Source organism: Myceligenerans xiligouense (assembly GCF_003814695.1).
Taxonomy (GTDB): Bacteria; Actinomycetota; Actinomycetes; order Actinomycetales; family Cellulomonadaceae; genus Myceligenerans; species Myceligenerans xiligouense.
Genome location: NZ_RKQZ01000001.1, coordinates 270336 through 291949 on the forward strand (window position 1 = coordinate 270336; position 21614 = coordinate 291949).

Annotated in this window: 22 protein-coding genes, 1 tRNA gene and 1 other RNA gene; 12 read left to right on the top strand and 12 right to left on the bottom strand. The window is 70.7% G+C overall.

Translation table 11 applies throughout. From position 1 onward, the window contains the following. Nucleotides 1–41 precede the first annotated feature (41 nt). From EDD34_RS01145 to pnuC, 3 genes are all read right to left on the bottom strand, one after another. Nucleotides 42–1367: a glycosyltransferase family 87 protein gene (locus EDD34_RS01145; protein ID WP_123812943.1), complete on the bottom strand. Its 1326-nt coding sequence runs from the start codon at nt 1365–1367 to the stop codon at nt 42–44. Nucleotides 1368–1460: 93 nt separating this feature from the next. Next, nucleotides 1461–2681: an acyl-CoA dehydrogenase family protein gene (locus EDD34_RS01150; protein ID WP_123812944.1), complete on the bottom strand. Its 1221-nt coding sequence runs from the start codon at nt 2679–2681 to the stop codon at nt 1461–1463. A 49-nt stretch (nt 2682–2730) separates the two neighbouring features. Further along, nucleotides 2731–3429, bottom strand: a complete 699-nt coding sequence (pnuC, locus tag EDD34_RS01155) for a nicotinamide riboside transporter PnuC (protein ID WP_123812945.1) — start codon at nt 3427–3429, stop codon at nt 2731–2733. A 101-nt stretch (nt 3430–3530) separates the two neighbouring features. On the opposite strand from pnuC, the gene EDD34_RS01160 reads away from it, so the two are divergent. Next, nucleotides 3531–4544: a LacI family DNA-binding transcriptional regulator gene (locus EDD34_RS01160; protein ID WP_123812946.1), complete on the top strand. Its 1014-nt coding sequence runs from the start codon at nt 3531–3533 to the stop codon at nt 4542–4544. A gap of 42 nt (nt 4545–4586) precedes the next feature. Here EDD34_RS01160 and EDD34_RS01165 read toward each other — a convergent pair whose 3' ends face one another. Together EDD34_RS01165 and EDD34_RS01170 are read right to left on the bottom strand one after the other, a co-directional pair. Beyond that, nucleotides 4587–5333 carry a TetR/AcrR family transcriptional regulator gene (locus EDD34_RS01165; protein ID WP_123812947.1) on the bottom strand — a complete coding sequence of 249 codons (747 nt, stop codon included), beginning with the start codon at nt 5331–5333 and terminating at the stop codon, nt 4587–4589. Between the two features lie 10 nt (nt 5334–5343). Next, complete coding sequence (locus EDD34_RS01170) at nt 5344–5523, bottom strand: hypothetical protein (protein WP_123812948.1); 180 nt, start codon at nt 5521–5523, stop codon at nt 5344–5346. 82 nt (nt 5524–5605) lie between these two features. On the opposite strand from EDD34_RS01170, the gene EDD34_RS01175 reads away from it, so the two are divergent. From EDD34_RS01175 to EDD34_RS01210, 8 genes are all read left to right on the top strand, one after another. Further along, the gene (locus EDD34_RS01175; RefSeq protein ID WP_123812949.1) at nt 5606–6229 is read left to right on the top strand and encodes a mycothiol-dependent nitroreductase Rv2466c family protein; all 624 of its coding nucleotides are present in this window, start codon (nt 5606–5608) and stop codon (nt 6227–6229) included. Between the two features lie 61 nt (nt 6230–6290). Next, nucleotides 6291–7220 carry an LLM class F420-dependent oxidoreductase gene (locus EDD34_RS01180; RefSeq protein WP_123812950.1) on the top strand — a complete coding sequence of 310 codons (930 nt, stop codon included), beginning with the start codon at nt 6291–6293 and terminating at the stop codon, nt 7218–7220. A 126-nt stretch (nt 7221–7346) separates the two neighbouring features. Then, on the top strand, nt 7347–8624 hold the full coding sequence (locus tag EDD34_RS01185) for a uracil-xanthine permease family protein (RefSeq protein ID WP_123812951.1): 1278 nt from the start codon (nt 7347–7349) through the stop codon (nt 8622–8624). Between the two features lie 38 nt (nt 8625–8662). Next, nucleotides 8663–9358 (top strand): TetR/AcrR family transcriptional regulator, encoded by a 696-nt coding sequence (locus EDD34_RS01190; protein WP_123812952.1) that lies wholly within the window; start codon nt 8663–8665, stop codon nt 9356–9358. A gap of 109 nt (nt 9359–9467) precedes the next feature. Continuing rightward, complete coding sequence (locus EDD34_RS01195; RefSeq protein ID WP_123812953.1) at nt 9468–10511, top strand: ABC transporter ATP-binding protein; 1044 nt, start codon at nt 9468–9470, stop codon at nt 10509–10511. Nucleotides 10512–10684: 173 nt separating this feature from the next. After that, on the top strand, nt 10685–12187 hold the full coding sequence (locus EDD34_RS01200; protein ID WP_246012131.1) for an ABC transporter permease: 1503 nt from the start codon (nt 10685–10687) through the stop codon (nt 12185–12187). Nucleotides 12188–12391: 204 nt separating this feature from the next. After that, a complete protein-coding gene (locus tag EDD34_RS01205) occupies nt 12392–12688 on the top strand; it encodes a type II toxin-antitoxin system VapB family antitoxin (protein WP_123812955.1) in 297 nt (98 codons plus the stop codon). Nucleotides 12689–12697: 9 nt separating this feature from the next. After that, nucleotides 12698–13369, top strand: a complete 672-nt coding sequence (locus EDD34_RS01210; protein ID WP_123812956.1) for a LytR C-terminal domain-containing protein — start codon at nt 12698–12700, stop codon at nt 13367–13369. A 101-nt stretch (nt 13370–13470) separates the two neighbouring features. Here the strand turns inward: EDD34_RS01210 and EDD34_RS01215 are convergent, their stop codons facing one another. Beyond that, nucleotides 13471–14964, bottom strand: coding sequence for an FAD-dependent monooxygenase (locus EDD34_RS01215; protein ID WP_123812957.1), 1494 nt, complete (start codon nt 14962–14964; stop codon nt 13471–13473). Between the two features lie 58 nt (nt 14965–15022). On the opposite strand from EDD34_RS01215, the gene EDD34_RS01220 reads away from it, so the two are divergent. Continuing rightward, nucleotides 15023–15478, top strand: coding sequence for a MarR family winged helix-turn-helix transcriptional regulator (locus EDD34_RS01220; protein WP_211341460.1), 456 nt, complete (start codon nt 15023–15025; stop codon nt 15476–15478). On the opposite strand, the gene EDD34_RS01225 is transcribed toward EDD34_RS01220, so the two are convergent. From EDD34_RS01225 to EDD34_RS01235, 3 genes are all read right to left on the bottom strand, one after another. Beyond that, nucleotides 15453–15806 (bottom strand): NUDIX hydrolase, encoded by a 354-nt coding sequence (locus EDD34_RS01225; RefSeq protein ID WP_123812958.1) that lies wholly within the window; start codon nt 15804–15806, stop codon nt 15453–15455. The two genes, EDD34_RS01220 and EDD34_RS01225, sit on opposite strands and share 26 nt — an antisense overlap. 52 nt (nt 15807–15858) lie before the next feature. Next, nucleotides 15859–16230, bottom strand: a complete 372-nt coding sequence (locus EDD34_RS01230) for an HAD hydrolase-like protein (protein WP_123812959.1) — start codon at nt 16228–16230, stop codon at nt 15859–15861. A 430-nt stretch (nt 16231–16660) separates the two neighbouring features. Continuing rightward, nucleotides 16661–16748, bottom strand: a tRNA-Ser gene (locus tag EDD34_RS01235). A gap of 192 nt (nt 16749–16940) precedes the next feature. On the opposite strand from EDD34_RS01235, the gene ffs reads away from it, so the two are divergent. Further along, nucleotides 16941–17037: signal recognition particle sRNA small type (ffs, locus tag EDD34_RS01240), an RNA gene on the top strand. A gap of 63 nt (nt 17038–17100) precedes the next feature. On the opposite strand, the gene EDD34_RS01245 is transcribed toward ffs, so the two are convergent. From EDD34_RS01245 to EDD34_RS01260, 3 genes are all read right to left on the bottom strand, one after another. After that, nucleotides 17101–17889, bottom strand: coding sequence for an ABC transporter permease (locus EDD34_RS01245; protein WP_123812960.1), 789 nt, complete (start codon nt 17887–17889; stop codon nt 17101–17103). Continuing rightward, nucleotides 17886–19124, bottom strand: a complete 1239-nt coding sequence (locus EDD34_RS21470; protein WP_342774773.1) for an ATP-binding cassette domain-containing protein — start codon at nt 19122–19124, stop codon at nt 17886–17888. The genes EDD34_RS01245 and EDD34_RS21470 overlap by 4 nt, the downstream gene beginning before the upstream one ends. A 67-nt stretch (nt 19125–19191) precedes the next feature. Next, complete coding sequence (locus EDD34_RS01260) at nt 19192–20814, bottom strand: HNH endonuclease signature motif containing protein (protein WP_123812961.1); 1623 nt, start codon at nt 20812–20814, stop codon at nt 19192–19194. A 192-nt stretch (nt 20815–21006) separates the two neighbouring features. On the opposite strand from EDD34_RS01260, the gene EDD34_RS01265 reads away from it, so the two are divergent. Continuing rightward, complete coding sequence (locus EDD34_RS01265) at nt 21007–21582, top strand: riboflavin biosynthesis intermediates N-glycosidase (RefSeq protein ID WP_123812962.1); 576 nt, start codon at nt 21007–21009, stop codon at nt 21580–21582. Nucleotides 21583–21614 lie beyond the last annotated feature (32 nt).

The window sequence follows — 21614 nt, forward strand, 5'->3', positions numbered from 1 at the left end:
GGTAACGCCTCAGGAGCCAAGGGGCGGAGTGTTGGCAAACGTCACGTGTCATCTTGCTCCTTCTGCAACGCCGGGGCGCCCGCGGAAGCCCGGGCCGGAACATCCCGGCGGTCTGCCGCGGCCGCGATCTGAACCAGTCGCACAACCGCTCCCAGCAAGAGTGCCACGAGAAGGCCGTTGCGCACCGCCCCCACGAGGGTCATTTCAGGGAAACCCCCGAGGAACTCCCCGTAGCGGACAGGAAAGATCATCTTCGTGAGAATCGCGGTGAGGATCAGGCCCAGCGCCGGGGCCAGCCAGGTGCGCCGTGCCTCGGTGACGTCGCGGCCGTAGAGGGCGACGGCGGCCGCGACCGGCGGGCCGAGCCAGGCGATGAACTGGGGCGAGCCCACCTTGTTGCACACGATCAGGGCGAGCAGCCCGGCCGCGGCGGTCAGCAGCAGGATGTCCTGGGCTCGCTCGGGCCGGCGTCGTACGGCGAACGCGGCCAGCAGCGCGATGATCCCGACGACGACGAGCAGCGCGACGTCGAGCGCCTCGGCCATCTCCCGCGGCGCGGAACCGAGCACCTCGTAGGTGTAGATCTCGTCGTTCCAGGTCGCGTCGTACTTCGGGTTGTCCATCCCGATGAGGAGGAAGGGCGTGGCGCCGACCGCCTCGACCTGGAGGTTGCGGTCACTCTGCTCGCCGAAGACGTCGAGCACGCGGCTGCCGCTGCCGCCCGCGAGGGCCCAGCCGAGGACGAGAGCGCTCACCAGCGCGCCCGGCAGCACGACGTTCCGCGCGAACCGGTAGACGCCGCCCGACGTCGCGGCGATGGCGACGGCGACGGCCCCCGGCGCGATCTTGATCCAGGCGCCGATCGTCGCCAGCGCCATCGCCGTCGCGGGATAGCGGGCCGCGATGAGCAGCGCGACCAGGATGATCGGGGCGATCACGCCGTCGAGGCGGCCGAGGAAGATCGGGCCGAGCGCCACGAGGAAGATCAGCCAGAACCAGGCGCCGACAGGGCCTCGCGGGCGGGCACGCGCCAGGAACACGGTAGCGACGGCGTTGAGCGCCACGACCAGGCCGAGCCAGACCCACTCGTAGCCGGCGGTGTTCTGGGAGACCCAGGCCGGTGGCGTGATCGCGACGAGAGCGCCGACCGGGTACACCCAGGCGTAGTCGAAGACGGGCCACCGCGCGGTGTCGATGCCGCTGCGGGCCCACCACTCGTAGAGCACGACGTCGCCGAAGATCTGCGGCTCCCACTGCCAGGCCTCGTGGATCAGCCAGGCGTGGGCGGCGACGAACGCGACAGCGATGGCCCAGGGTGACAGCAGGGCGCGGGTCAGGACGCGGACAGGTCGGGCGTCGGTCAGCACGGCTCACATCCTTGCACCGATCGCTCCGGAGATGTGGTGCCGGGACGCAGTGGGCACTTTCCGGAGACGCGGCCGGCCGAGGCACTCGGCGCCTCAGGCGAACGCGCTCACTCCCGTGATCTCGCGTCCGATGATCAGCGCCTGCATGTTCTCGGTGCCCTCGTAGGTGTGCAGGGCCTCGATGTCGGCGAAGTGCCGCGCCACCCGGTTCTCCAGCAGGATGCCGTTGCCGCCCAGCATGTCGCGGGCGGTCTGCGCGATCTGGCGCGCGCCGCGCGTGCAGGAGTACTTGGCGATCGATGCCTGCGGTCCGGTCAGCTCGCCGCTCTCGGCGAGGCGCGTCATCTGCTTCACCAGCAGCTGGATCTGCGTGAGGGTCGACAGCATCTGCGCCAGGCGCTCCTGGACCATCTGGCTGGCGGCGAGCGGGCGCCCGAACTGCACGCGCTGCGTGGAGTACGCCACCGCGGACTCGTAGCAGGCCACGGCGTGTCCGACGGCGGACCAGGCGACCCCCAGGCGTGTCTGGAAGAGCACGCGGCCGGCGTCCTTGAAGGTGCGAGCCTGCGGCAGCAGGTTCTCGGCCGGCACGAACACGTCCTTCATGACGATGTGTGCCTGGTGGATGGCGCGGAGCGAGACCTTGCCCTGGATGGTGGTGGCCTCGTAGCCGGGGCTGTCCTGCGGCACGATGTAGCCGTGGACCTGGCCGTCCTCACCACGGGCCCACACCACGGTGATGTGGCCGGTCGACCCGAAGCCGATCCACTTCTTCTCGCCGTTGATGACGTAGCCAGGGGTGCCGTCGCGGGTGGCGGCGACCGCCGTGGTCTCCAGGGCGACCGAGTCGGAGCCGTGCGTCGGCTCGGTGAGGCCGAACGCGCCGAGGATCTCGCCGCGTGCCATCGGGCCGGCGTACTTCTCGATCTGCTCCTCGGAGCCGAGCATGGTGATCGACTGCAGGGCGAGCCCGCCCTGGACGCCGCAGATCGTCGCCACGGAGCCGTCGCCGCGGGACATCTCCATCGCGGCCAGGCCCGCCGCGTACGGGGTGACGTGCGGCAGCCCGGGCACGTCCACGCCGTCGCGCAGCAGGTCGAGCTCGGCGAGGCGCTTGACCAGGTCCATCGGGACCTCGTAGCGCTCCCAGTAGTCGGCGATGACCGGCAGGACCTCCTCCTGCACGAACTGCCGGACCTTGAGCTGGTGGGCGCGTTCATCCTCGGTGGCGTCGGCGAACGTCCCGGCGAAGTCGATGTCGAGCGGCTGGGAGAGGTCGTATGCGGGCGCCGTCACCCCGGGGGTCTGCGTCATGCTCACATCGTGCTCCGGTACCGAATCTCACGTCAAGTGATACGGCGTCTCACGCGATGGCTGTCTCCTGCTCCCGCCGCTGGATGCGCCACCAGACGAAGAAGCCGACCAGGGTGAACCCGCCGTAGAACAGGTACATCGCCGCCGTGGCCCAGTAGCCCGCGCTCAGCAGGAGCGGCACGCCGACGATGTCGACAGCGACCCAGATCAGCCAGAACTCGACCCAGCCCTTGGCCATGCCGTAGGTGGCCAGGAGCGACCCCATGAAGATCCAGGCGTCGGCCCAGACCGGCTCGAACGAGCCGAGCGCCCGGAACAGCGGAGTGAGCACCAGCGTGCCGGCCACCAGGGCCGCGACCAGGCCCAGGCGCGCGGGCCAGGAAGCCCAGCGCGGGTGCACGGCGGCGCCGTCGTCGGCGGGGACCTTGCCGTCGGCGCGGACGTCCGCGGAACGGCGGCGGGTCTCGCGCCAGCGGTACCACCCGTAGACGGACACGGCGATGAACATGACCTGCCGTCCCGCCTGGCCGAGCATGTCGGCCCGCGAGGTCTCGCCGAACCACGAGCCCAGGAAGACCGTGAACAGCAGCAGGTTCCCGACGATGCCCACCGGCCATGCCCAGACCTTGCGCCGCATCCCGCCGAGCGCGGACGCCAGGCCGAAGGCGTTGCCGATCACCTCACGCCACAGGAGCTGCTGGTCACCGATGCTGAAGGTGGCGTCGAACAGCCAGCGGATCACGTCCATGCGAGAAGGATGGCACGACGCCGGAAGCCGCTCCGGACCGGCCACCGCGGAATTACACTCCGTGTGAACCCGGCCCCGGCCCCGGAACCTGGAGGAGAGTCATGCGTGACGCGCACCCGGCACGTCCCACCCTCGAGACGGTGGCACGCCTGGCCGGGGTCTCGCGCGCGACCGTGTCCCGCGTGATCAACGGCTCCGTGGGGGTGACGTCCGGGGTGCGCGAGGCGGTGGACCGGGCGGTCGACCAGCTCGGATACGTGCCCAACCCGGCGGCTCGCAGCCTCGTCTCGCGTCGCACCGACTCCATCGCCCTGGTCGTGCCGGAACCCGCGACGCGGATGTTCTCCGACGACGCGTTCTTCACCGGCATCCTGCGCGGCATCGGTCAGGAGCTCGAAGCCGCGGACAAGCAGCTCGTCCTGCTGCTCGCCTCGACCCCCGCCAGCCACCACCGGATCATGCGGTACCTCCGCAGCCGCACCGTGGACGGCGTCATCCTCGCCTCCCTGCACGGGGCCGACCCGCTGCCGGGAGAACTGGCCGCCATGGGCGTCCCCGTCGTGGCCAGCGGCCGCCAGCTCGCCGGCAGCGCCGTCCCCTACATCGACGTCGATCACGCGGGCGGCGTCAAGGCCGCGATCGAACACCTCCTGACGCAGGGGCGCACGCGCATCGCCACGATCGCCGGCCCGCAGGACATGGTCGCGGGCATCGACCGGCTCGCCGGGTACCGCGACGCACTCGCCGCGGCGGGCAGGCGATCGCTCGTGGAGATCGGAGACTTCACGCGCGAGTCCGGGACGTCCGCCATGCGCCGACTGCTCGACGACGAGCCCGCGCTCGACGCCGTGTTCGTGGCTTCCGACCTCATGGCCGAGGGCGCGCTGCGCGCCCTCCGCCAGGCCGGCCGCCGCGTGCCGCAGGACGTCGCGGTCGTCGGGTTCGACGACGCCACCGCGGCCCGCTCCACGGAGCCCCCGCTGACCACCGTGCGCCAGCCGATCCACGAGACCGGCCGCATGCTGGCCCAGCAGGTCCTCAAGCTGGCGGCGGGCGAGGACATCGACCCGGCACTCATCCTCCCCACGGAACTGGTGCTCCGCGAGTCGGCGTGAACGGGCCGGCGCGAGCGTGTCGCCGCGCGTGACCGCCGGGCGCTACGCCAGCGCGTCGCGGACCGCGCGGGCGACGTCGTCGGGCGGCGTCTCGCCGTCGAGGACCGTGACCACGATGCGGCGGCGGGGCCCGGCGTCCGCCTCCGGCGCCATGCCGCCCTTGCTCACCACGACGGCGCGACGCAGGTCGGCGAACGCCTCCTCCAGGTCCGGCCGCGGGTCCAGGGACGGGTTGCGCAGCCAGCGCCGCAGGATCGCGTTGTGCACCGCCACCACCGACGCCGCGAACGCGATCGACGCCGTCGTGTTCGACCGGTCCGGCGGCAGCGTGTCGCGCAGGTACTGCGTGAACGCGCGCTCGTAGCGGTGCGTGGTGACCAGCTCGCGGTCGCGCAGCGCCGGCACCTGTTGCAGCAGGGCGTACCGGGCGAGCGACGTCTCGCGCTGGCCCACGTGATGGTCGAACACCATGCGCGCGGCCCGGCACACCTCGAGGTACGGGCCCACCTCCGGGTCCCAGCCGTGCCCGACGTCGCCCCCGGCCTCCTCGCTCGCGCGCGCCTCCGGGCGCGTGGCGGCCAGCATCACGACCACCTCCTCGAGGAGGAGCTCGTGGTCGGCGAAGACAACGTCCTCCTTCGACCGGTACCGGCGGAAGAAGGTCGCCCGGCTCACCTGGGCGGCATCCGCGATCTCCTCGACGGTGGTCTTCTCGTAGCCCTGCCGGGTGAAGAGGTCGACCGCGGCGTCAACCGCCTGAGCATGCGTGTGTGGTCGAACCGCTGTCATGCAGGGCAGGTTACCGTTCCCGGATCCGGCCGGTACGGAGCCGCTGGAGATAGCGCACCTCGCGCATGGCGATGGCCACACCCAGGATCAGCGGCAGGGCCGACCACGGGTGCCCCGACAGGAGACCGAACAACCCGGCGATCGCCACCACGACCCCGCCGACGACCGTGAACAGGCTCGACCAGCGCATGGTGCTCACCGTAGCGGAGGAGAGGGACAACCGGGGCCGCGCGGCCCGCCCGATGTCGGACAGGCGGCATAGGGTCTTCTCCATGACCGAGACCACCCTGAACCCCGCGCCCGTCGTCGACGTGTACGTCGACCCGGTGTGCCCGTTCGCCTGGATCACCTCGCGCTGGGCGCTCGAGGTCGCCCGGCACCGCGACGTCGACCTCACGTTCAGACTCATGAGCCTCTACCTGCTCAACAAGGACCGCGACATCCCCGCCGACTACCGGGCACTGATGGACAGCTCGCGTGGCATCGGCCGGGTCGCGGCCGCCGTGCAGACCGACCACGGCCCCGAGGCGTTCACCGCCTTCTACGACGCGGCCGGCACCCGCATCCACAACGGGGGCGACAAGAACTTCGGCGCCGTGATCCCCGAGGCGCTCGCCGAGGCCGGGCTGCCCGCGGAACTCGCGGCCGCCGCCGAGTCCGACACGTACGACGACGCGCTCACCGCCTCGCACGAGACCGGCATAAAGCCGGTGGGCGAGGACGTCGGCACGCCGACCATCCACGTCGACGGCGTCGCGTTCTTCGGTCCGGTGCTCCAGTCCATCCCGCGAGGCGAGGAAGCGGTGCGCCTGTTCGACGGCGCGGTGGCACTGGCCTCCTACCCGGACTTCTTCGAGATGAAGCGGACCCGGTCGGGCTCGCTGAACTTCAACTGAGGCCCGCGGCTCCGCCGAACGCCGCCGCAACCATCCCGGTCCCGATGACATGGTTGGACGCATGAGTCTCGATCTCCGCATCTTCACGGAACCCCAGCAGGGCGCCTCGTACGACGACCAGCTCGCCCTCGCCCGGGCGACCGAGGAACTCGGCTTCAGCGCGTTCTTCCGCTCCGACCACTACCTCGCCATAGGCGACGGCGACGGCCTTCCCGGCCCCACCGACGCCTGGACCACCCTCGCCGGCCTGGCCCGCGAGACGACGACGGTCCGGCTCGGCACCCTCGTCTCGTCCGCGACGTTCCGCCACCCCGGCGTGCTCGCCATCCAGGTCGCCCAGGTGGACCAGATGTCCGGCGGGCGGGTCGAGCTCGGCCTCGGCACCGGCTGGTTCCAGGCCGAGCACGCCGCCTACGGGATCCCGTTCCCCGACAAGCGGTTCGGCATCCTCGAGGAACAGCTCGCCGTCGTGACCGGACTGTGGGGCACGCCCGAGGGCGAGACGTTCTCCCACGCGGGCGAGCACTACACGCTCACCGACTCGCCCGCCCTGCCCAAGCCGACACAGGACCGCATCCCCGTCATCGTCGGCGGCGGCGGACCGAGACGGACCCCGGCGCTCGCGGCCCGGTTCGCCGACGAGTACAACCAGGCGTTCCCCGAGATCGACACGATCGGCCCGCGCATCCGGGTCATCGAGCAGGCCCTGGCCGACGCCGGCCGCGGTGCCGACTCGATGGTCCAGTCCGCCGCGCTCGTGGTGGCGGTGGGCAAGAACGAGGCCGAGTTCGCGAAGCGCGCCGCCGCGATCGGCCGGGAGCCGGCCGAGCTGCGCGAGCACGGCGTCGCGGGAACGGTCGCGGAGGCGGCGGACCGCCTGCGAGACCTGGAGAAGGCGGGCGTCTCCCGGGTGTATCTCCAGGTCCTGGACCTGCACGACCTGGACCACCTCGACCTCCTCGCCCGGGAGGTGCGTCCCCAGCTCGACTGACCCCGCCGGGCGCCGCCGGGGCCCCGGCCACGGGCACGCGACGGCGCCGAAACACGCCGAAACACCGCGCCGCCTCGGGTGCACTACTCTCCGCTCGGTACCTGAGCGAGGAGAACGGGGTCTGGCATGAAGATGGGTTGGACGGTGCACGGTGACGGCGCGCGGATCGCGCCCGGTGAGGCCGTGGCGCCCGGCGAGCGACTGAGCTGGCCCCGGACGATCGGCATCGGGCTGCAGCACGTGGTGGCGATGTTCGGGGCCACCTTCCTGGTGCCCGTGCTGACCGGGTTCGACCCTGCCGCCACGTTGTTCTTCTCGGCGATCGGCACGGCGGGCTTCCTGCTCATCACGGGCAACCGGCTGCCGAGCTACCTGGGTTCCAGCTTCGCCTTCATCGCCCCGATCGGGGCGGCGACGGCGTCGGGCGGCCAGTCGGTGGCGGTCGGGGGCATCCTCGTGACCGGCTTGCTGCTCGCGGCCGTGGGCGCGGTGGTGCACCTGGCCGGGGCGCGATGGATCGACGCGGTCATGCCGCCCGTGGTGACCGGCGTGATCGTGGCGCTCATCGGGCTGAACCTGGCGCCGGCCGCCTGGGGTACCTGTGACGAGGGCGGCGCGTGCTCGGGATTCCAGGCATCGCCGCTGACGGCTGTCGTGACGCTGGCGTCGGTCATCCTGATCTCGGTGCTCTTCAAGGGGATTCTCGGACGCCTGTCGATCCTGCTCGGCGTGGTGGTGGGCTACGGGTTCGCGGCGGCGCGGGGCGAGGTGGACCTCGCGCCGATCGGGGAGGCCGCCTGGTTCGGGCTGCCGGCCTTCACGGCTCCGTCGTTCGATCCCGCCGTGCTCGGGTTGTTCGTGCCGGTGGTTCTCGTGCTCGTGGCGGAGAACGTGGGGCACGTGAAGTCGGTGGCCGCGATGACGGGCAAGAACCTCGACGGCGTCACCGGGCGTGCGCTGCTCGCGGACGGCATCGCGACGACGTTCGCGGGCCTGGGCGGCGGTTCGGGGACGACGACGTACGCGGAGAACATCGGCGTCATGGCCGCCACGCGGGTCTACTCCACGGCGGCCTACTGGGTCGCGGCCGCCGGCGCGCTGGTGCTGAGCCTGTCGCCCAAGTTCGGCGCGGTGATCAACTCCGTACCGGGCGGCGTCCTCGGCGGGGTCACCACCCTGCTCTACGGGATGATCGGGATTCTCGGCGCCCGGATCTGGGTGCAGAACCGCGTGGACTTCTCCGACCCGGTCAATCTCACCACCGCGGCGGTGCCGCTGGTCGTGGGCATCGCGAACTACACGTGGGCGGCGGGTGACCTGCGGTTCGAGGGCATCGCCCTGGGTACGGCGTCGGCCCTGGTGATCTACCACGGCATGCGCCTGGTCGAGCGTCTGCGCGGGTAGCCTTCCCTCCGGCTGAACGCGTGTGTAGCATGTTGAACATGCGTTCAGCCGAGGGTCGCCCAGCCGGGCGGGAGCGGACGCCCGCCGCGGATCAGACCGCCCGGGCGCGCATCCGCGATGCCGCGATACTGCGCTTCGCCACCAGCGGCTTCAGCGCCTCGGTCCGCGCGATCGCCAAGGACGCCGGGGTCAGCCCCGGCCTGGTGATGCACCACTTCGGCTCGAAGGACGCGCTGCGCGAGGCATGCGACGCCCACGTCCTCGACCAGATCCGCGAGCTGAAGAACGAGAACATCGACAACGCCGCCCAGGGCGGCAGCTACTTGCAGGCGTTCGCGACGGCGGCCGAGAACGCCGCCCTCCTCGGCTACGCCCTCCGCTCCATGCAGGACGGCAGCACCCTCGCCCGCGAGTTCATCGACCGCATGGTCGACGACTCGGTGGAGTACACCCGGCACGCCGTCGCCTCGGGTCTCGCCGTGCCCAGCCGCGACGAGGCCGCCCGCGCGCGGTACATGACGGTCTCGGCCCTGGGGGCCCTCCTGCTCGAGGTGACCCTGGACCCGCCCGCGGACCCCTCCGACCTGCTCGCCATCCTCGACCGGTTCATGGCGCAGAGCTACCTGCCCATGCTGGAGCTGTACACCGAGGGCTTCCTCACCACCCGTCGCATGCTCGACGACTACCTCATGTACGTCACCGATCCGCCCGGAGAAGCCGCGGCGGCCGACTAGGACCCGCGTTGCGTCCCGTTGGCCGTCGCCCCGACACCCCGGTACCGCAGACCCGGTACCGCGGACCCATTCCGTGCACTGGTTCCGACAACCAGAGAGCGAGCATCAGATGACCACTCCTTCCTCCGGCGTGCCCGCGATCGAGATCGCGGGACTCGACAAGTCCTTCGGCTCCGTGAAGGCCCTCGACGGCCTCGACCTGACGGTCCGTACCGGCGAGGTCGCCGGATTCCTGGGCCCCAACGGCGCCGGCAAGTCCACCGCCATCCGCGTCCTGCTGGGCCTGCTGCGGTCCGACGCCGGCGTCGCCCGCATGTTCGGCCGCGACGTCTGGCACGACGCGGTCGAACTGCACAAGCACCTCACCTACGTGCCCGGCGACGTCAGCCTGTGGCCCAACCTCACCGGCGGTGAGTGCATCGACTACCTCACCCGCCTGCGGGGCGGCGCCGACAAGAAGGCGCTGCGCGCCCGCAAGGCCGAGCTGCTGGAACGTTTCGAGCTCGACCCCCGCAAGAAGGCCCGTACCTACTCCAAGGGCAACCGGCAGAAGGTCGCCCTGGTCGCGGCCTTCCTGTCCGACGCGGAGCTCTACATCCTCGACGAGCCCACGGCCGGCCTGGACCCGCTCATGGAGTCCGTGTTCACGGACTACGTGCGCGAGGCCAAGGACGCGGGTCGATCCGTGCTGCTGTCCAGCCACATTCTCAGCGAGGTCGAGAAGGTGTGCGACACCGTCACGATCATCCGCAACGGCACCGCCGTCGAGCACGGCACGCTCGACGAGCTGCGGCACCTCACCCGGTCGAACGTGACCGCGGTGGTGGGCAAGGACCCGGCCGCGCTCACCAGGCTGAGTGCGGTCAACAACCTCCAGACCATGGCGCACGACGGCGGCACCCGGGTCACCTTCGACGCCGACAACGCCGACATCGCGGACGTCCTCAAGGCCGTCACCACGCTGGACGTGCACAGCATCACCGTCACGCCGCCGTCGCTGGAGGAGCTGTTCATGCGGCACTACGGCGACGTCATCGAGGCCGACGAGACCGACGGGGCCGCGGCGCGGGCAGCGGCCGGCGACGGCGAGCCGTCGGACCGTGCAGAACGGAAGGCGGCGCGGCGCGCGGCGAAGAAGGCGGGTGCGCGATGAGCGCGGTCGCAGTGGCCCCGGCCGGGCGGGCGACGCCGGACGTCGGGATCACGCGTTTCGGTTCCACGCTGACCGGGACCGGGCGGATGATCCGCTTCATCCTGCGCCGGGACCGGGTGCGGATCTTCTGGTGGACCGCGATCGTCGTTCTTCTGTACCCGTACTACGTCGTCGTGCTCGACGGGCTGCTCGCGGACGCGGAGTCGCGGCAGGAGTGGGCACTGAGCGCGACGACACCTGGGATGATCGCGATGGGCGGACCGGGTTACGGCACCGATGACTACACGGTGGGGCCGGCGTTGGCCAACACGTACGTCACGTGGTTCATCCTGGCGCTTGCCGTCATGAGCATCCTGCATGTGGTGCGCCACACTCGTGCGGAGGAAGAGTCGAGCCGTTCCGAACTGGTGCGGGGAAGTGTCGTCGGGCGACATGCGCCGGCTGTGGCCGCGGTGCTGACCCTGTTGCTCGTCAACCTCGTCATCGCGGTGCTGTCCGCATTGGCGATGTCGGCGGCGAGTGACGAGCTCGGGCTCACGGACAGCATCGCGATGGCGGCTGGAACCGGCCTCGCCGCGATGGTGTTCGGCGCCGCGGCGCTCGTCTTCAGCCAGGTGACCGAACACAGTCGCGGAGCGACCGGGGCAAGCCTCGCTTTACTCCTGGTCACCTTCGTGCTCCGCGCTGCCGGTGACATCCAGGAACAGCACGGGAGTGCACTCTCGTGGTTCTCGCCGTTCGCGTGGGTTCACCAGATGCGAGCCTTCGTCGACCTCCGGTGGTGGCCTGCCGCTCTGTCGGTGGGGACGATCGTGGTCCTGATCGTCGTGTCCGCGGGGATCGCGTCCCGGCGAGACTTCGGGGGCGGGTTGATCGCGTCACGTGCTGGGCGCGCCGACGCCCGTGCGAGCTTGGCCGGGCCGCTTGCCATGGCCTGGATACAGCAGCGGATGGCGCTGATGTGGTGCGCGCTCGGTTTCGCGTCGCTCTGGTTCCTTACCGGCACGATGATCCCGTCCATGACGGAGATCTTCGGCGGGATGGTCGAGGACAACGAAGTCATGCGGGCAGTCATCGGGACAGACCCGGCCAATATCGTGCCGGGCTTCCTCGGCGTGGTGCTGCTCGAGAGCTCGCTGATGATCGCGGCATACGGCATCGTTATGGCCCTCCGGCCCAAGGCCGAGGAGGCCGCCGGACGGGCGGAGATCGCCCTCGCGCGTCCCCTGGGCCGGACGCGTTGGTTCGGGTCGCAGATTGTCGTGGCGGCCGTCGGGACGACAGTGCTCCTCGCGGTCACCGTCTACGCGCTGTGGGGTGGTGCGGCAAGCGTGGGGTGGGACGACCAGACCTTCGAGCAATACAGCGAGGCCGTGGCTGGCTACCTTCCCGCGGTGCTGCTCTTCCTCACGTTCGCTGCCGCTGTCTTCGCGTGGCTTCCGCGAGCGACGGGCGTGGGATGGTTCCTCATCGCATACACCTTCATGATCGGGGTGTTCGGAGAAGCGATGGATCTGCCCGACTGGGCCGACTACATCTCGCCGTTCCACTGGGTGCAGGAGGTGTTCGTCGAGGACATCGACTGGACGAGCGTCGGCGCACTCTGGGCCGTCAACGTGGTTCTCGTTCTTCTCGCGTTCCTCGGCTTCCGGCGGCGGGACATCCCGGCCGTCTGACGTGACCTGCCCGACGGCGGTCGTGGGTGCGCCTTCCACACCGTGCGCGCGCCCGCGACGGCGTCGTCGGGCATCGTTCTGATGTGAACGCCGAACAAGACACACGGGAAGAAGATGTGTATACAGCACGGACTTTGCGTGATGTGACCGTTTCGATAGGCTGTTCCGCCCCGATGACCGTCGTCGAACTCTAGGATTTCAGCCATGATCTTCAAGGCCGTCGGGGGCGGCCGTCCCTACCCCGACCACGGGCGCACCCGCACCCGGGACTGGGTCGACGTCCCTCCCCGGCAGGTCCGCCTCGACGAACTCGTGACCACCAAGCGGACCCTGGATCTGGAGACCCTCCTCGCGGAGGACTCCACGTTCTACGGCGACCTGTTCGCCCACGTGGTCGAGTACGAGGGCACCCTCTACCTCGAGGACGGGCTTCATCGCGCGTTGCGCGCGGCGCTGCAGCAGCGTCCCGTGCTGCACGCGCGCGTCCTCACGATCGGTTAGGTTTCCTACGTGACAGACCCTTCCTACGACGAGGCGCGTGTCGCCCGGCGTCGTCGCCAGCATGAGCGCCAGGCCGTCGTCTTCGGCGTGATCATCGCCTTCCTGGCGGTCGCCGGGATCTTCGCCCTGGCGATGTACACCGGCTCGCTCGTCGGCCCGTTCCAGCGCGAGTTCACGGTGGTGGGAGTCTCGCAGCAGGAAGAGGTTCCGGCGCCGTGCCTGCCGGAGGTAGAGGGGCAGCCCGACGGCGCCCTTCCCCTGCCGTACGCCGATGTCGAGGTGAACTCGCTGAACGCGTCGGACAACCAGGGCGTGGCCAAGGCTTTCGAAGACGTCCTCGTCAGCCGGGGCTTCACGGTGCTCGAACTGGGCACCATGCCCGAGGGCGGCCGGCTCGAGGTCTCGGAGCTGCGGTTCGGGACGAAGGGCATCGTCCACGCGTACACGCTCGCGGCCCAGTTCCCCTCGATCCGCATGGTCATGGATGACCGCAACGGGGCGAGGGTCGACCTGCTCATCGGCGACGAGTACGACACGCCCGTCGACATCGAGGACGTGCCCCCGGTGGACGAACCGCTGGAGAACGTCGACGGCTGCGTGCCGGCCGACGAGATCACTCCGAAGGAGCGGGCTCTGTCGCTGGAGATGCAGGCCGCTGAGGGGAACGCGGCGGAGGGCTGACCGGACGTCCCCGCACGGCCGCCGTCGCGGGCGTGAGCGAGGTCGCGCGGCTGTTCACGACGTGGTCGTGGCGCCCCGTGTCGTGCGGGCCGCCGGCGACGTCATGACGACGGCTTGCCGCACCAGGTTCGTAGTGACTCCGTGATGTCCCGGCCGTCCGGGGTTCCGGCCCAGGCGACATGTCCGTCCGGGCGGACGAGGGTCGCCTGGTCGTCCGACGCCGGGACGAAGCTCACCCGGTCGCTCCATCCGGCGGGCGGAACGCCGCCGATCAGTGCGAACCGGCCGTTGCGCAGGTGCTCGAACATTCGCGTCCCGTCCGGAAGCTCGCGGTCGGGAACGCGGGTGCCGACGGTCCGCGCGTCGCCCGGACGCCGGCCGTACTCGATGCCCAGGCCGGAGACCTGCATGGTCGCGATCTTCGTGATGGCGGATGAGCTGAGCACGAGCGGAGCCACGGCGCCGCGCACGGCGGCAGCGAGCCGGGAGGGGGTGGTGGCGATGCGGGCCATCCGCCCACTCGATCTCAGCACCTCGGCGCCCACCGGGTGACGGTCGGCGTGATAGCCGTCGAGCAGGTCGGGGTCGGCACCGCGGGTGACCGCGGCGAGCCGCCACGAGAGGTTGGCGGCGTCCTGGATCCCGGTGTTCATGCCCTGGCCTCCGGCCGGCGTGTGGCAGTGTGCGGCGTCCCCGGCGAGGAAGACGCGGCCGACCCGGTACTCGGGAACCTGTCGCTCGTCGGAGTGGAACCGCGAGATCCAGCGCGGCGAGTGCATGCCGTAGTCGGTGCCGAGTGCCTGCCGCGCGGCGGCGGAGACCTGGCCCAGCGTCAGCGGCGCGTCGTCGTCGGCCTGGTCGGCACGGCTCCAGGCGGTCAGACGCCAGTAGCCGTCGCCGAAGGGCGCGACGAAGGCGAAGCCGTGCCGGTTGGTCTGGACGGTGGGCTGTGGAGGCGGGTCGGCGAGCACGACGTCGGCGAGCATGATGCCGCGCATGACCGGACCGCCGGGAAAGGGCAGGCCGATCAGATCCCGGACGGTCGAACGGACGCCGTCGCAGCCGACGGCGTAGTCGGTACGGAGCTGAACGATCTCGCCGTCCGGTCCGGCGGCGGTCAGTGACACGCCGTCGGGGTCCTGGTCGAGACCGGTGACCTCGGTGTCGTGGCGGATCGTGACGCCGAGCCGGTGGAGTCGGTCGCGCAGGACGCGTTCCACGGACGTCTGTGAGCAGATCAGCAGGTAGGGGTAGGCGGTCGGCAGACCGGAGAGGTCGAGTTCGGCACGACCGAACGCCGCGATCTTGTCCATCGTGGAGGGCACGTACGACATGAGCTCATCGGCGATGCCGCGCATGTCGAGCATCTCCAGGGTCCGGGCGTGGACACCGAAGGCGCGCGAGAGGTTCGACAGGTCCGCGGAGCGCTTCTCGAGGATCGTGACGTCGATCCCGGCCTCGGCGAGGTCGCCGGCCAGGAGGAGCCCGGTCGGCCCGGCCCCGACGACGGCGACCGTGGTCGCGTCGCTCTTCTCCGGCTGGGCTGGGGTCGGTCGGGTCACGAGGGGCAGGTGCGGTGTGGATTTGGTTGCCATGACAACCAGTAAAGGCCAATTCGGTTGCCATGGCAACCATGTTGCTAGGGTGATCATCGTGGAACCACAGCCGTCCCTCGATGAACGTGAACGGCGCGCCTGGTCGGCGTTCGTGACCATGCGGCGCGACCTGGAAGCCGCGCTCGCCCGCGATCTCGCCCGCCACGGGCTCTCCGTCAGCGACTTCGAGGTGCTCGCCCGGCTCGGCCAGGCGCCGGGCGGCGAGATGCGTGCGCGTGACCTCGCCACCGCCATCGGCTGGGACAAGGCGCGCCTGTCGAAACACGTGACCCGGATGGCCGGGCGCGGGCTGGTCGAGCGCCGGGAGGCGGCCGACGACGGCCGCGGCCAGATCGTCGCGCTCACCGCGCAGGCCGAACAGGTCGCGGCGACCGCCGCGCCAAACCACGTCGCCGCGGTCCGACGGTACTTCTTCGACCTCATCGAGCCCGACGAACTCGACGTGCTCGAACGTGTCATGGCGCGGATCAACGCCCGTGCGGCCGGGGCGTGACGGGGAGCGGGCTGCGCGGCTGCCGGTCGGGGTCAGCGGCCAGAATGTGTCCGCATTCCGGGTGTGTCGGCAGGTCGTTGCGGCGACCAGGCATCGCCCGGACAGGGGTGCGCGCGGACCCGCCGGTTACGTTGGCCGTGACGCAGATCGAGAAATGCGACCGCACCTCGCCGTCGCTGTAGGCGATCACGTGACGCGGATCGGTGTAGATGCCGACGACGCCGGCCACCTCGACGTCGTAGCCCGTCTCCTCCTTGACCTCCCGCGCGGCGGTCTGCCGGACCGACTTTCCGGGTCCATGGCTCCGCCGGGGATCGACCACCGCCATGGGCACCATTGTCTCGGGCGACTACTCCGCGGTGTGACCGCCGTCAAAGGCGTCAGCGGTACGTTGGCTGTGCGCCATCCGCCGGAACCGAGGGCCGCACCGCGTCCCTTACCGCCGCAAGCACGGCGTCCGCATCGGAGAGATCCGGCAGGACCCTGGCTGCGCCCGCTTCCGTCAAGGATGCTTCATCGACGCCGCCCGTCAGGACCGCGACGACCTGGGCGCCGCCCCGGACCCCGGCCATGACGTCGTTGACCGTGTCACCGATCAGCACCGTGTTCGACATGTTGAAGACGACGCCGTGCTTCGCGGCCGCCCGGGCCTGCGCCACGGCTACGAGATCCGGCCGGTGGGGGGCGTCGAACCCGAAACCCCCGCAGTCCCAGTCGAGCCCGACATCGAGGCCGAACGTACCCAGCTTCACCAGCGCGTTCGCGCGGAGGTTTCCTGTGCCGCGGTCCGTCGCGACTCGCCCCTGAGTTCGTCTCGTGGCCTGCTACCAGCGCGGCAGGTCCGTATGCCACGGATGGCCAGGCCGTAGTCCGACGCGCGTGTCGAGCGCGAGACGGTGGTATTAGGCGGGCGGTAGAACCGGAGCATCGCTCGTCGGTCGCTTGAGGAGGTCTCTGCGGTTCTCGTAGCGGTGAAACGCATCGACCGTGATCTGTCCGAAGACAACCTCGACGTCGTGCCCTTGGAGCTCGACGCTGCTCGCCGTCGAGCGGGTCGGCGCGTAGACAGCGGTGACGTGAAGTCACGGCCGGGTGTGCCCAATCGGTGCCCACGGAGCCCGTTCCGGACATGACAAAGGCCCGAGAACCGTTGGAATCTCAACGTTTCTCGGGCCTTCACCGTGGCGGAGGATGGGGGATTCGAACCCCCGAGGGCGTGAACCCAACACGCTTTCCAAGCGTGCGCCATAGGCCGCTAGGCGAATCCTCCTCGCGCCCGTCGGGCACGGCCGTCCCGACCACGCGAACGTGGAACGGGAACGGCCTGATGAGGATACCGGACCGAGTGGGCTGGGGCCGAATCGAAAGTGCCTGGCGCGGGTGTGACGTACTCGTTCACTTCGCGCGGAGTGGATGTCGGCACAGGATTCGGGATTCGGGGAGGCTCTCGGTTAGGCTGGGGTCAGACCCCTCGTGCGGCATCACCTCGCCGAACTCCCCCAGGGCCGGAAGGCAGCAAGGGTAAGTGAGCTCTGATGGGTGCGCGAGGGGTCCTTGCTGTCTCCAGGCCCGGCGCCCCCTGCGGCGTCGCAGGGAGTGTGGCGGCCGTGCGGCGTGCCCTGTCAGGCGTCGTCGAGCCGTCGCCACGCGTGGACGACGGCGGCCGTGCCGGCCGGTGCGACGGCCGCGACCAGGAGCAGCTGCGGCAGCCCGACGGCGGATGCCGCCTCAGCCCCGCCCATCTCCGTCCACAGCGACGTCGCCGCGTACGGGAACCATGCCCCCGCGCCGAGCGTGGTCGCGATCTGGGTCACCACGACGACCCCGATCAGCACGCCGACCGTGCCCAGCGGGCTGCGCGTGAGCGTCGCGACCCACCCGAACGGGACCGTGAGCCCCGCGGACAGCAGTCCGGCGGTGAGGGCGAGGCCGGCGCGGCTCCAGACGCCGTCGTCGAACGGCTCGCCCGTCACGGCGCACATCAGCGCCGACGCCGCGAGCGTCAGCCCGACGACGGCGACCACGCAGCCGGCCAGCCACGTGAGGTGGACGAGAACCTTGGCCAGCGCCACGCTGCCGCGCGAGGTCGCCATCCCGGTGCGCGCACCCGCCAGGCCCGTGGCGATCTCCTGGCCGAACGTCCAGGCCATCGCGAATCCGCCGGCCATGAGCAGTGCGACGGAGAGAATCTGGGCGGCGGTCAGAACGTGGGTCTCGGCGAGCGGGCCCGTGGCGTAGGGAGCGAACTTCGCGGCGGTGGTCGTGGCGGCGGTGTCGGCGCGGGCGAGTGCCACCGCCCCGATCGCCCCGGCGGGGATCGCGACCAGGAGAAGAGCGGTGGCGAGGCGCACGATCGTCGAGCGGGCGCACAGGAGCCACTCGGTCTCCCACGCGGCGGCGAAGTTCCTCATGGGCCGGCTTCCGGGTCGAGGGGAGCGGCGGTGAGGGTGAGGCTGTCGGCGTCGTGCACGACGTCGAAGAACCGGCGCTCCAGATCGGCGCCGCCGGGTTCGAGATCGCCGACCACGCGGCCGTCGTGCACCACGACGATCCTGTCCGCGACTCGAGAGACCTCGTCCAGATGGTGGCTGGAGACCAGGACCGCCGCGCCGCGTGCGGCGTGGTCTCGGATCAGGTCGCGGACGATGACCACGCCGCGTGGGTCGAGGGCGCTGGTGGGCTCGTCGAGCACCACGGCCTCGGGGGAGTGGACGACGGCGCACGCGATCCCCAGGCGCTGCCGGTTGCCCAGAGAGAGGGAACTGGCGCGGGCACCCGCCCACCGTTCCAGCGCGAGCCGCTCGACGGCGGTCGTGCCGGCGCGCCCCGCGGCCGTGCGGTCGAGGCCGTGGAGACGGGCGGCCGAGCGGATGTTCTCCGTGACGGTGAGATCGGGGTGGGCGAGCGGCGCGTCGATGAGATGACCGAACCGGCGTGCCGCGTGTCCGGGCAGGTCGTCCGGGTTGTGGCCGAACACGCGTGGTGTACCGCCGTGGGGGCGGAGCCGACCGGCCAGCACCCGCATCGCCGTCGTCTTGCCGGCACCGTTGAAGCCGATCATCGCGACGACCTCGCCGGGGTGAACGGCGATCGAGAAGCCGTCGAGAGCGACGCGGGTGCCGAAGGTGTGTGACACGCGATCCAGTTCGAGAATGGCGGTCATCGCCGCCGCGGGCTGAGGTCCGGGTGCCGGGTGGACGGGTGCCGGGTGCGCGGGTGCCGGAGGAGTAGTGGTCTGAGGAATGACGGCTGGAGCCTCGGCCACGATCTCCACCTCGTAGCCGTCGTCGTTCTCGAGATAGGCCGCGTAGTGGTCGGGGCCACCGGCGAACGGGTGTCGGTCACGGAACATGAGCGACCAGCCGTGCGACCCCGCCTCGGAGACGAGCGCATCGACCTCGCCACGGTGGCCGCCGTGGAACGCGATGTGGTTGAGGCCTGGGAGCCGGCGGTCGTGGGCCGGAGCCGAGCTGGCCGGGCTCTGCTCGACCACCACGTAGGTGTCACCGAGGATCCAGCTCACCCCGTCCGCCCAGCGCTGATGCTCGCCGTATCCGAGGCGGCGCAGGAGCCAGCCCCAGGTGCGCTCGGCTCGGGCCAGATCGGGCACCCAGAGCTCGACGTGATGCGGCGTTCCACGACCCATATGGCTCATCCTTGCAGGTGGTGCTCGGGGCGCTGGCATGGCTGTCTGCTCGGTTTTCTGATGGGCATCAGAAGGGCGGCTCGTCATCCGCATCCGGATGATCGCCGGGGAGACCCCGCAGTCGCCGGTTCTTCCCGTGGCTGCTGGGCTCGTCGTGCCGGTGCGGGCTGCCAGGAGCACCCCGGTCGGGGATCTCTTCGTCGGTGGGGTCGGGTTCCGGCTCGGCCGGCGGGGCGACCTTCGCTCTCATGAACTGCCTGAAGCTGGTGGGTTCGGGGTCGGTGCTGGTGGCGGCTTTCGTGTAGGGGCGGCCCGTGGGCGCGGTCCAGTACGTGATCCCGGAGACGGGGTCGCGGCGTACTCGCCAGCCGTACTTCGTCTTGAGCCGATGGTGGGTGCGGCACAGGGCGTGGAGGTTGTCGGCGCGTGTCTGGCCCGGTTCCCCGGGAGCGTAGGCATGGCTCTGCTCGTAGGAGTCGATGTGGTCCAGGTCGCACCATCGCGCGTCGATCTGGCAGCCCGGTCCGCGGCAGGTGGCGTCGCGCAGGCGCACGGCGTCGGCCAAGGGTTTCGGAGGCCGGTAGGCGCGCGTGGAGTAATCGGTCAGGACGCCGGTGACCGGGTCGGTCACCAGGCGGTTCCAGGTGGAGTCCGGATCGAAGGCGACCTCGGCGGCGGTGATCGCGCTCACGGGCCCGAATCCATCCAGCCACGCGGCGCCTCCGCCACTGACACCGGCCGCGTCCGCGTGCCCCGACGTCTCGTCCACCGGAGTGTCGGTGCTCGGGCCGTCGGTGCTCGGGCCGCCGGTACGAAGAGCGTGCAGGGGGACGGTGACGCGCACGACCGGGCGGGTCGGGGTCACGCGCACCACCGGCCACCGGGCGCGCTCGTCGTCCCGCTCGTCGTCCCGCTCGCCCTCCGTCGGGCGGCGGCGTTCGGGGACGAGTCGGCCGGTCACGATGGAGGTGAGGACGTCCGCGCGGAGCTGACCCAGCGTGCGGGTGTCATCGGTGCGGCGCATCTGCTGCGCGAGGTCGTCGATCACGCCCCAGACCGCCGCGGAGTCGACGGCGGGCAGGAAGGCGGTCAGGATGCCCATCTCGTCCTCGCAGGCGTCGTGGAACACCGCCCGTGACTGCCCGGCACTCCTGCTCTCCCTTCCTGGGTCCAGGGTGCGGGCCAGCTTTCGCATCTCGTTCGCCAGCCAGGTCGCCGACCGTTCCGGTGCGATCGGCAGGAGTTGCTCGATCGCCCTGGCACGTTGCCGGTCGGTGAGGGATCGCCCGGCAAGCAGCAAGGCGTCGGCGCGGGGTGCGTCGATGCGCCCCGCGCTGAGGTGATCGATCACCGCCGGGTGGCGCAGCCCGGCGGTAGCTCGGACGGTGATCACCCGCGCGGTCCTCCGGGTCTCCCGCAGTTCGCCGGACACCATCGTGGTGGTCTCCTCGAAGCCCGTGAATCCTTCCGAACGTCGCACCAGTTCTCCGGCAGCACGGGCCTGCACTCCCGCTGCCCACCCCGCCAGACTCGCCGCGGCGCGCACCATGTCCGACAGCACGTCGTCGGGCAGATCCGCGACGTGGTCGGCGAGTGCGTCCAGTGCCTGGCCGGCGTCGACCGGCTGCCGGCGCTCCAGGCCGGCGCGGGACATCTCGACCAGCCGCGCGATTCGTGAACCGTCGTGCATGCTCCCTGCCCCCTGACCGTCGATCGACCTGTTCGCTTCTCGTTCGATCGTACAGATGACCCGCCCTATTCGTCGTCTGAGCTGCAAATCTGTGTACAAGCACGTTAATCCACAAGCTTGCGTCCTCTTCGATGCTCCGGCCGCAACCCCGGGCTCCCTCCGGCGTGACGATGCGCTGAGATACTCGCCCTCATGCTCAGCACGGTTCCGGCTCGATCCGTCGAAGAACTCATCGCGCACCTCGGTTCGGGTGCCACCGTCAAGTACCTGCACTTCTGGGGACACCAGCCGGAGCCGGACGGCGCTCTCGGTCGCGGCTGCCTGAGTCAGTGGTGGCCGTCGCCGTTCACGGTGGGTGGGGTGACCTACCGGTCCGCCGAGCACTGGATGATGGCGGAGAAGGCGCGTCTCTTCCAGGACGCGGAGGCCGAGCGTGCCGTCATCTCGGCAGCGAACCCGGCTCTGGCGAAGGCCGCGGGGCGAACCGTGCGGGGGTTCGAGGAGTCGCTCTGGGAGCGTGAACGCTTCGACATCGTCGTTCGCGGAAGCGTCCACAAGTTCTCGTCCATGCCGGCACTGCGGACCTACCTGGTCAACACCAGGGAACGCGTGCTCGTCGAGGCCAGCCCGCGGGACCGGATCTGGGGCATAGGAATGGGGGCGCGGAACGAGGACGCCGAAAATCCGAGCGCCTGGCGAGGTCTCAACCTGCTCGGCTTCGCGTTGATGGAGGCGCGGACGAGTCTCCGGAGCCAGGCCACGAGGTAGCTTCCCGGCCAACCCACGAGCGGGCCCGCCCG

Bases quoted from the DNA above. Each gene is read 5' to 3' on its own strand.
- EDD34_RS01150 (WP_123812944.1), bottom strand. From the start codon at position 2,681: ATGACGCAGACCCCCGGGGTGACGGCGCCCGCATACGACCTCTCCCAG.
- pnuC (WP_123812945.1), bottom strand. From the start codon at position 3,429: ATGGACGTGATCCGCTGGCTGTTCGACGCCACCTTCAGCATCGGTGAC.
- EDD34_RS01160 (WP_123812946.1), top strand. From the start codon at position 3,531: ATGCGTGACGCGCACCCGGCACGTCCCACCCTCGAGACGGTGGCACGC.
- EDD34_RS01165 (WP_123812947.1), bottom strand. From the start codon at position 5,333: ATGACAGCGGTTCGACCACACACGCATGCTCAGGCGGTTGACGCCGCG.
- EDD34_RS01170 (WP_123812948.1), bottom strand. From the start codon at position 5,523: ATGCGCTGGTCGAGCCTGTTCACGGTCGTCGGCGGGGTCGTGGTGGCG.
- EDD34_RS01175 (WP_123812949.1), top strand. From the start codon at position 5,606: ATGACCGAGACCACCCTGAACCCCGCGCCCGTCGTCGACGTGTACGTC.
- EDD34_RS01180 (WP_123812950.1), top strand. From the start codon at position 6,291: ATGAGTCTCGATCTCCGCATCTTCACGGAACCCCAGCAGGGCGCCTCG.
- EDD34_RS01185 (WP_123812951.1), top strand. From the start codon at position 7,347: ATGAAGATGGGTTGGACGGTGCACGGTGACGGCGCGCGGATCGCGCCC.
- EDD34_RS01190 (WP_123812952.1), top strand. From the start codon at position 8,663: ATGCGTTCAGCCGAGGGTCGCCCAGCCGGGCGGGAGCGGACGCCCGCC.
- EDD34_RS01195 (WP_123812953.1), top strand. From the start codon at position 9,468: ATGACCACTCCTTCCTCCGGCGTGCCCGCGATCGAGATCGCGGGACTC.
- EDD34_RS01205 (WP_123812955.1), top strand. From the start codon at position 12,392: ATGATCTTCAAGGCCGTCGGGGGCGGCCGTCCCTACCCCGACCACGGG.
- EDD34_RS01215 (WP_123812957.1), bottom strand. From the start codon at position 14,964: ATGGCAACCAAATCCACACCGCACCTGCCCCTCGTGACCCGACCGACC.
- EDD34_RS01225 (WP_123812958.1), bottom strand. From the start codon at position 15,806: ATGGCGGTGGTCGATCCCCGGCGGAGCCATGGACCCGGAAAGTCGGTC.
- EDD34_RS01245 (WP_123812960.1), bottom strand. From the start codon at position 17,889: ATGAGGAACTTCGCCGCCGCGTGGGAGACCGAGTGGCTCCTGTGCGCC.
- EDD34_RS21470 (WP_342774773.1), bottom strand. From the start codon at position 19,124: ATGGGTCGTGGAACGCCGCATCACGTCGAGCTCTGGGTGCCCGATCTG.
- EDD34_RS01260 (WP_123812961.1), bottom strand. From the start codon at position 20,814: ATGCACGACGGTTCACGAATCGCGCGGCTGGTCGAGATGTCCCGCGCC.
- EDD34_RS01265 (WP_123812962.1), top strand. From the start codon at position 21,007: ATGCTCAGCACGGTTCCGGCTCGATCCGTCGAAGAACTCATCGCGCAC.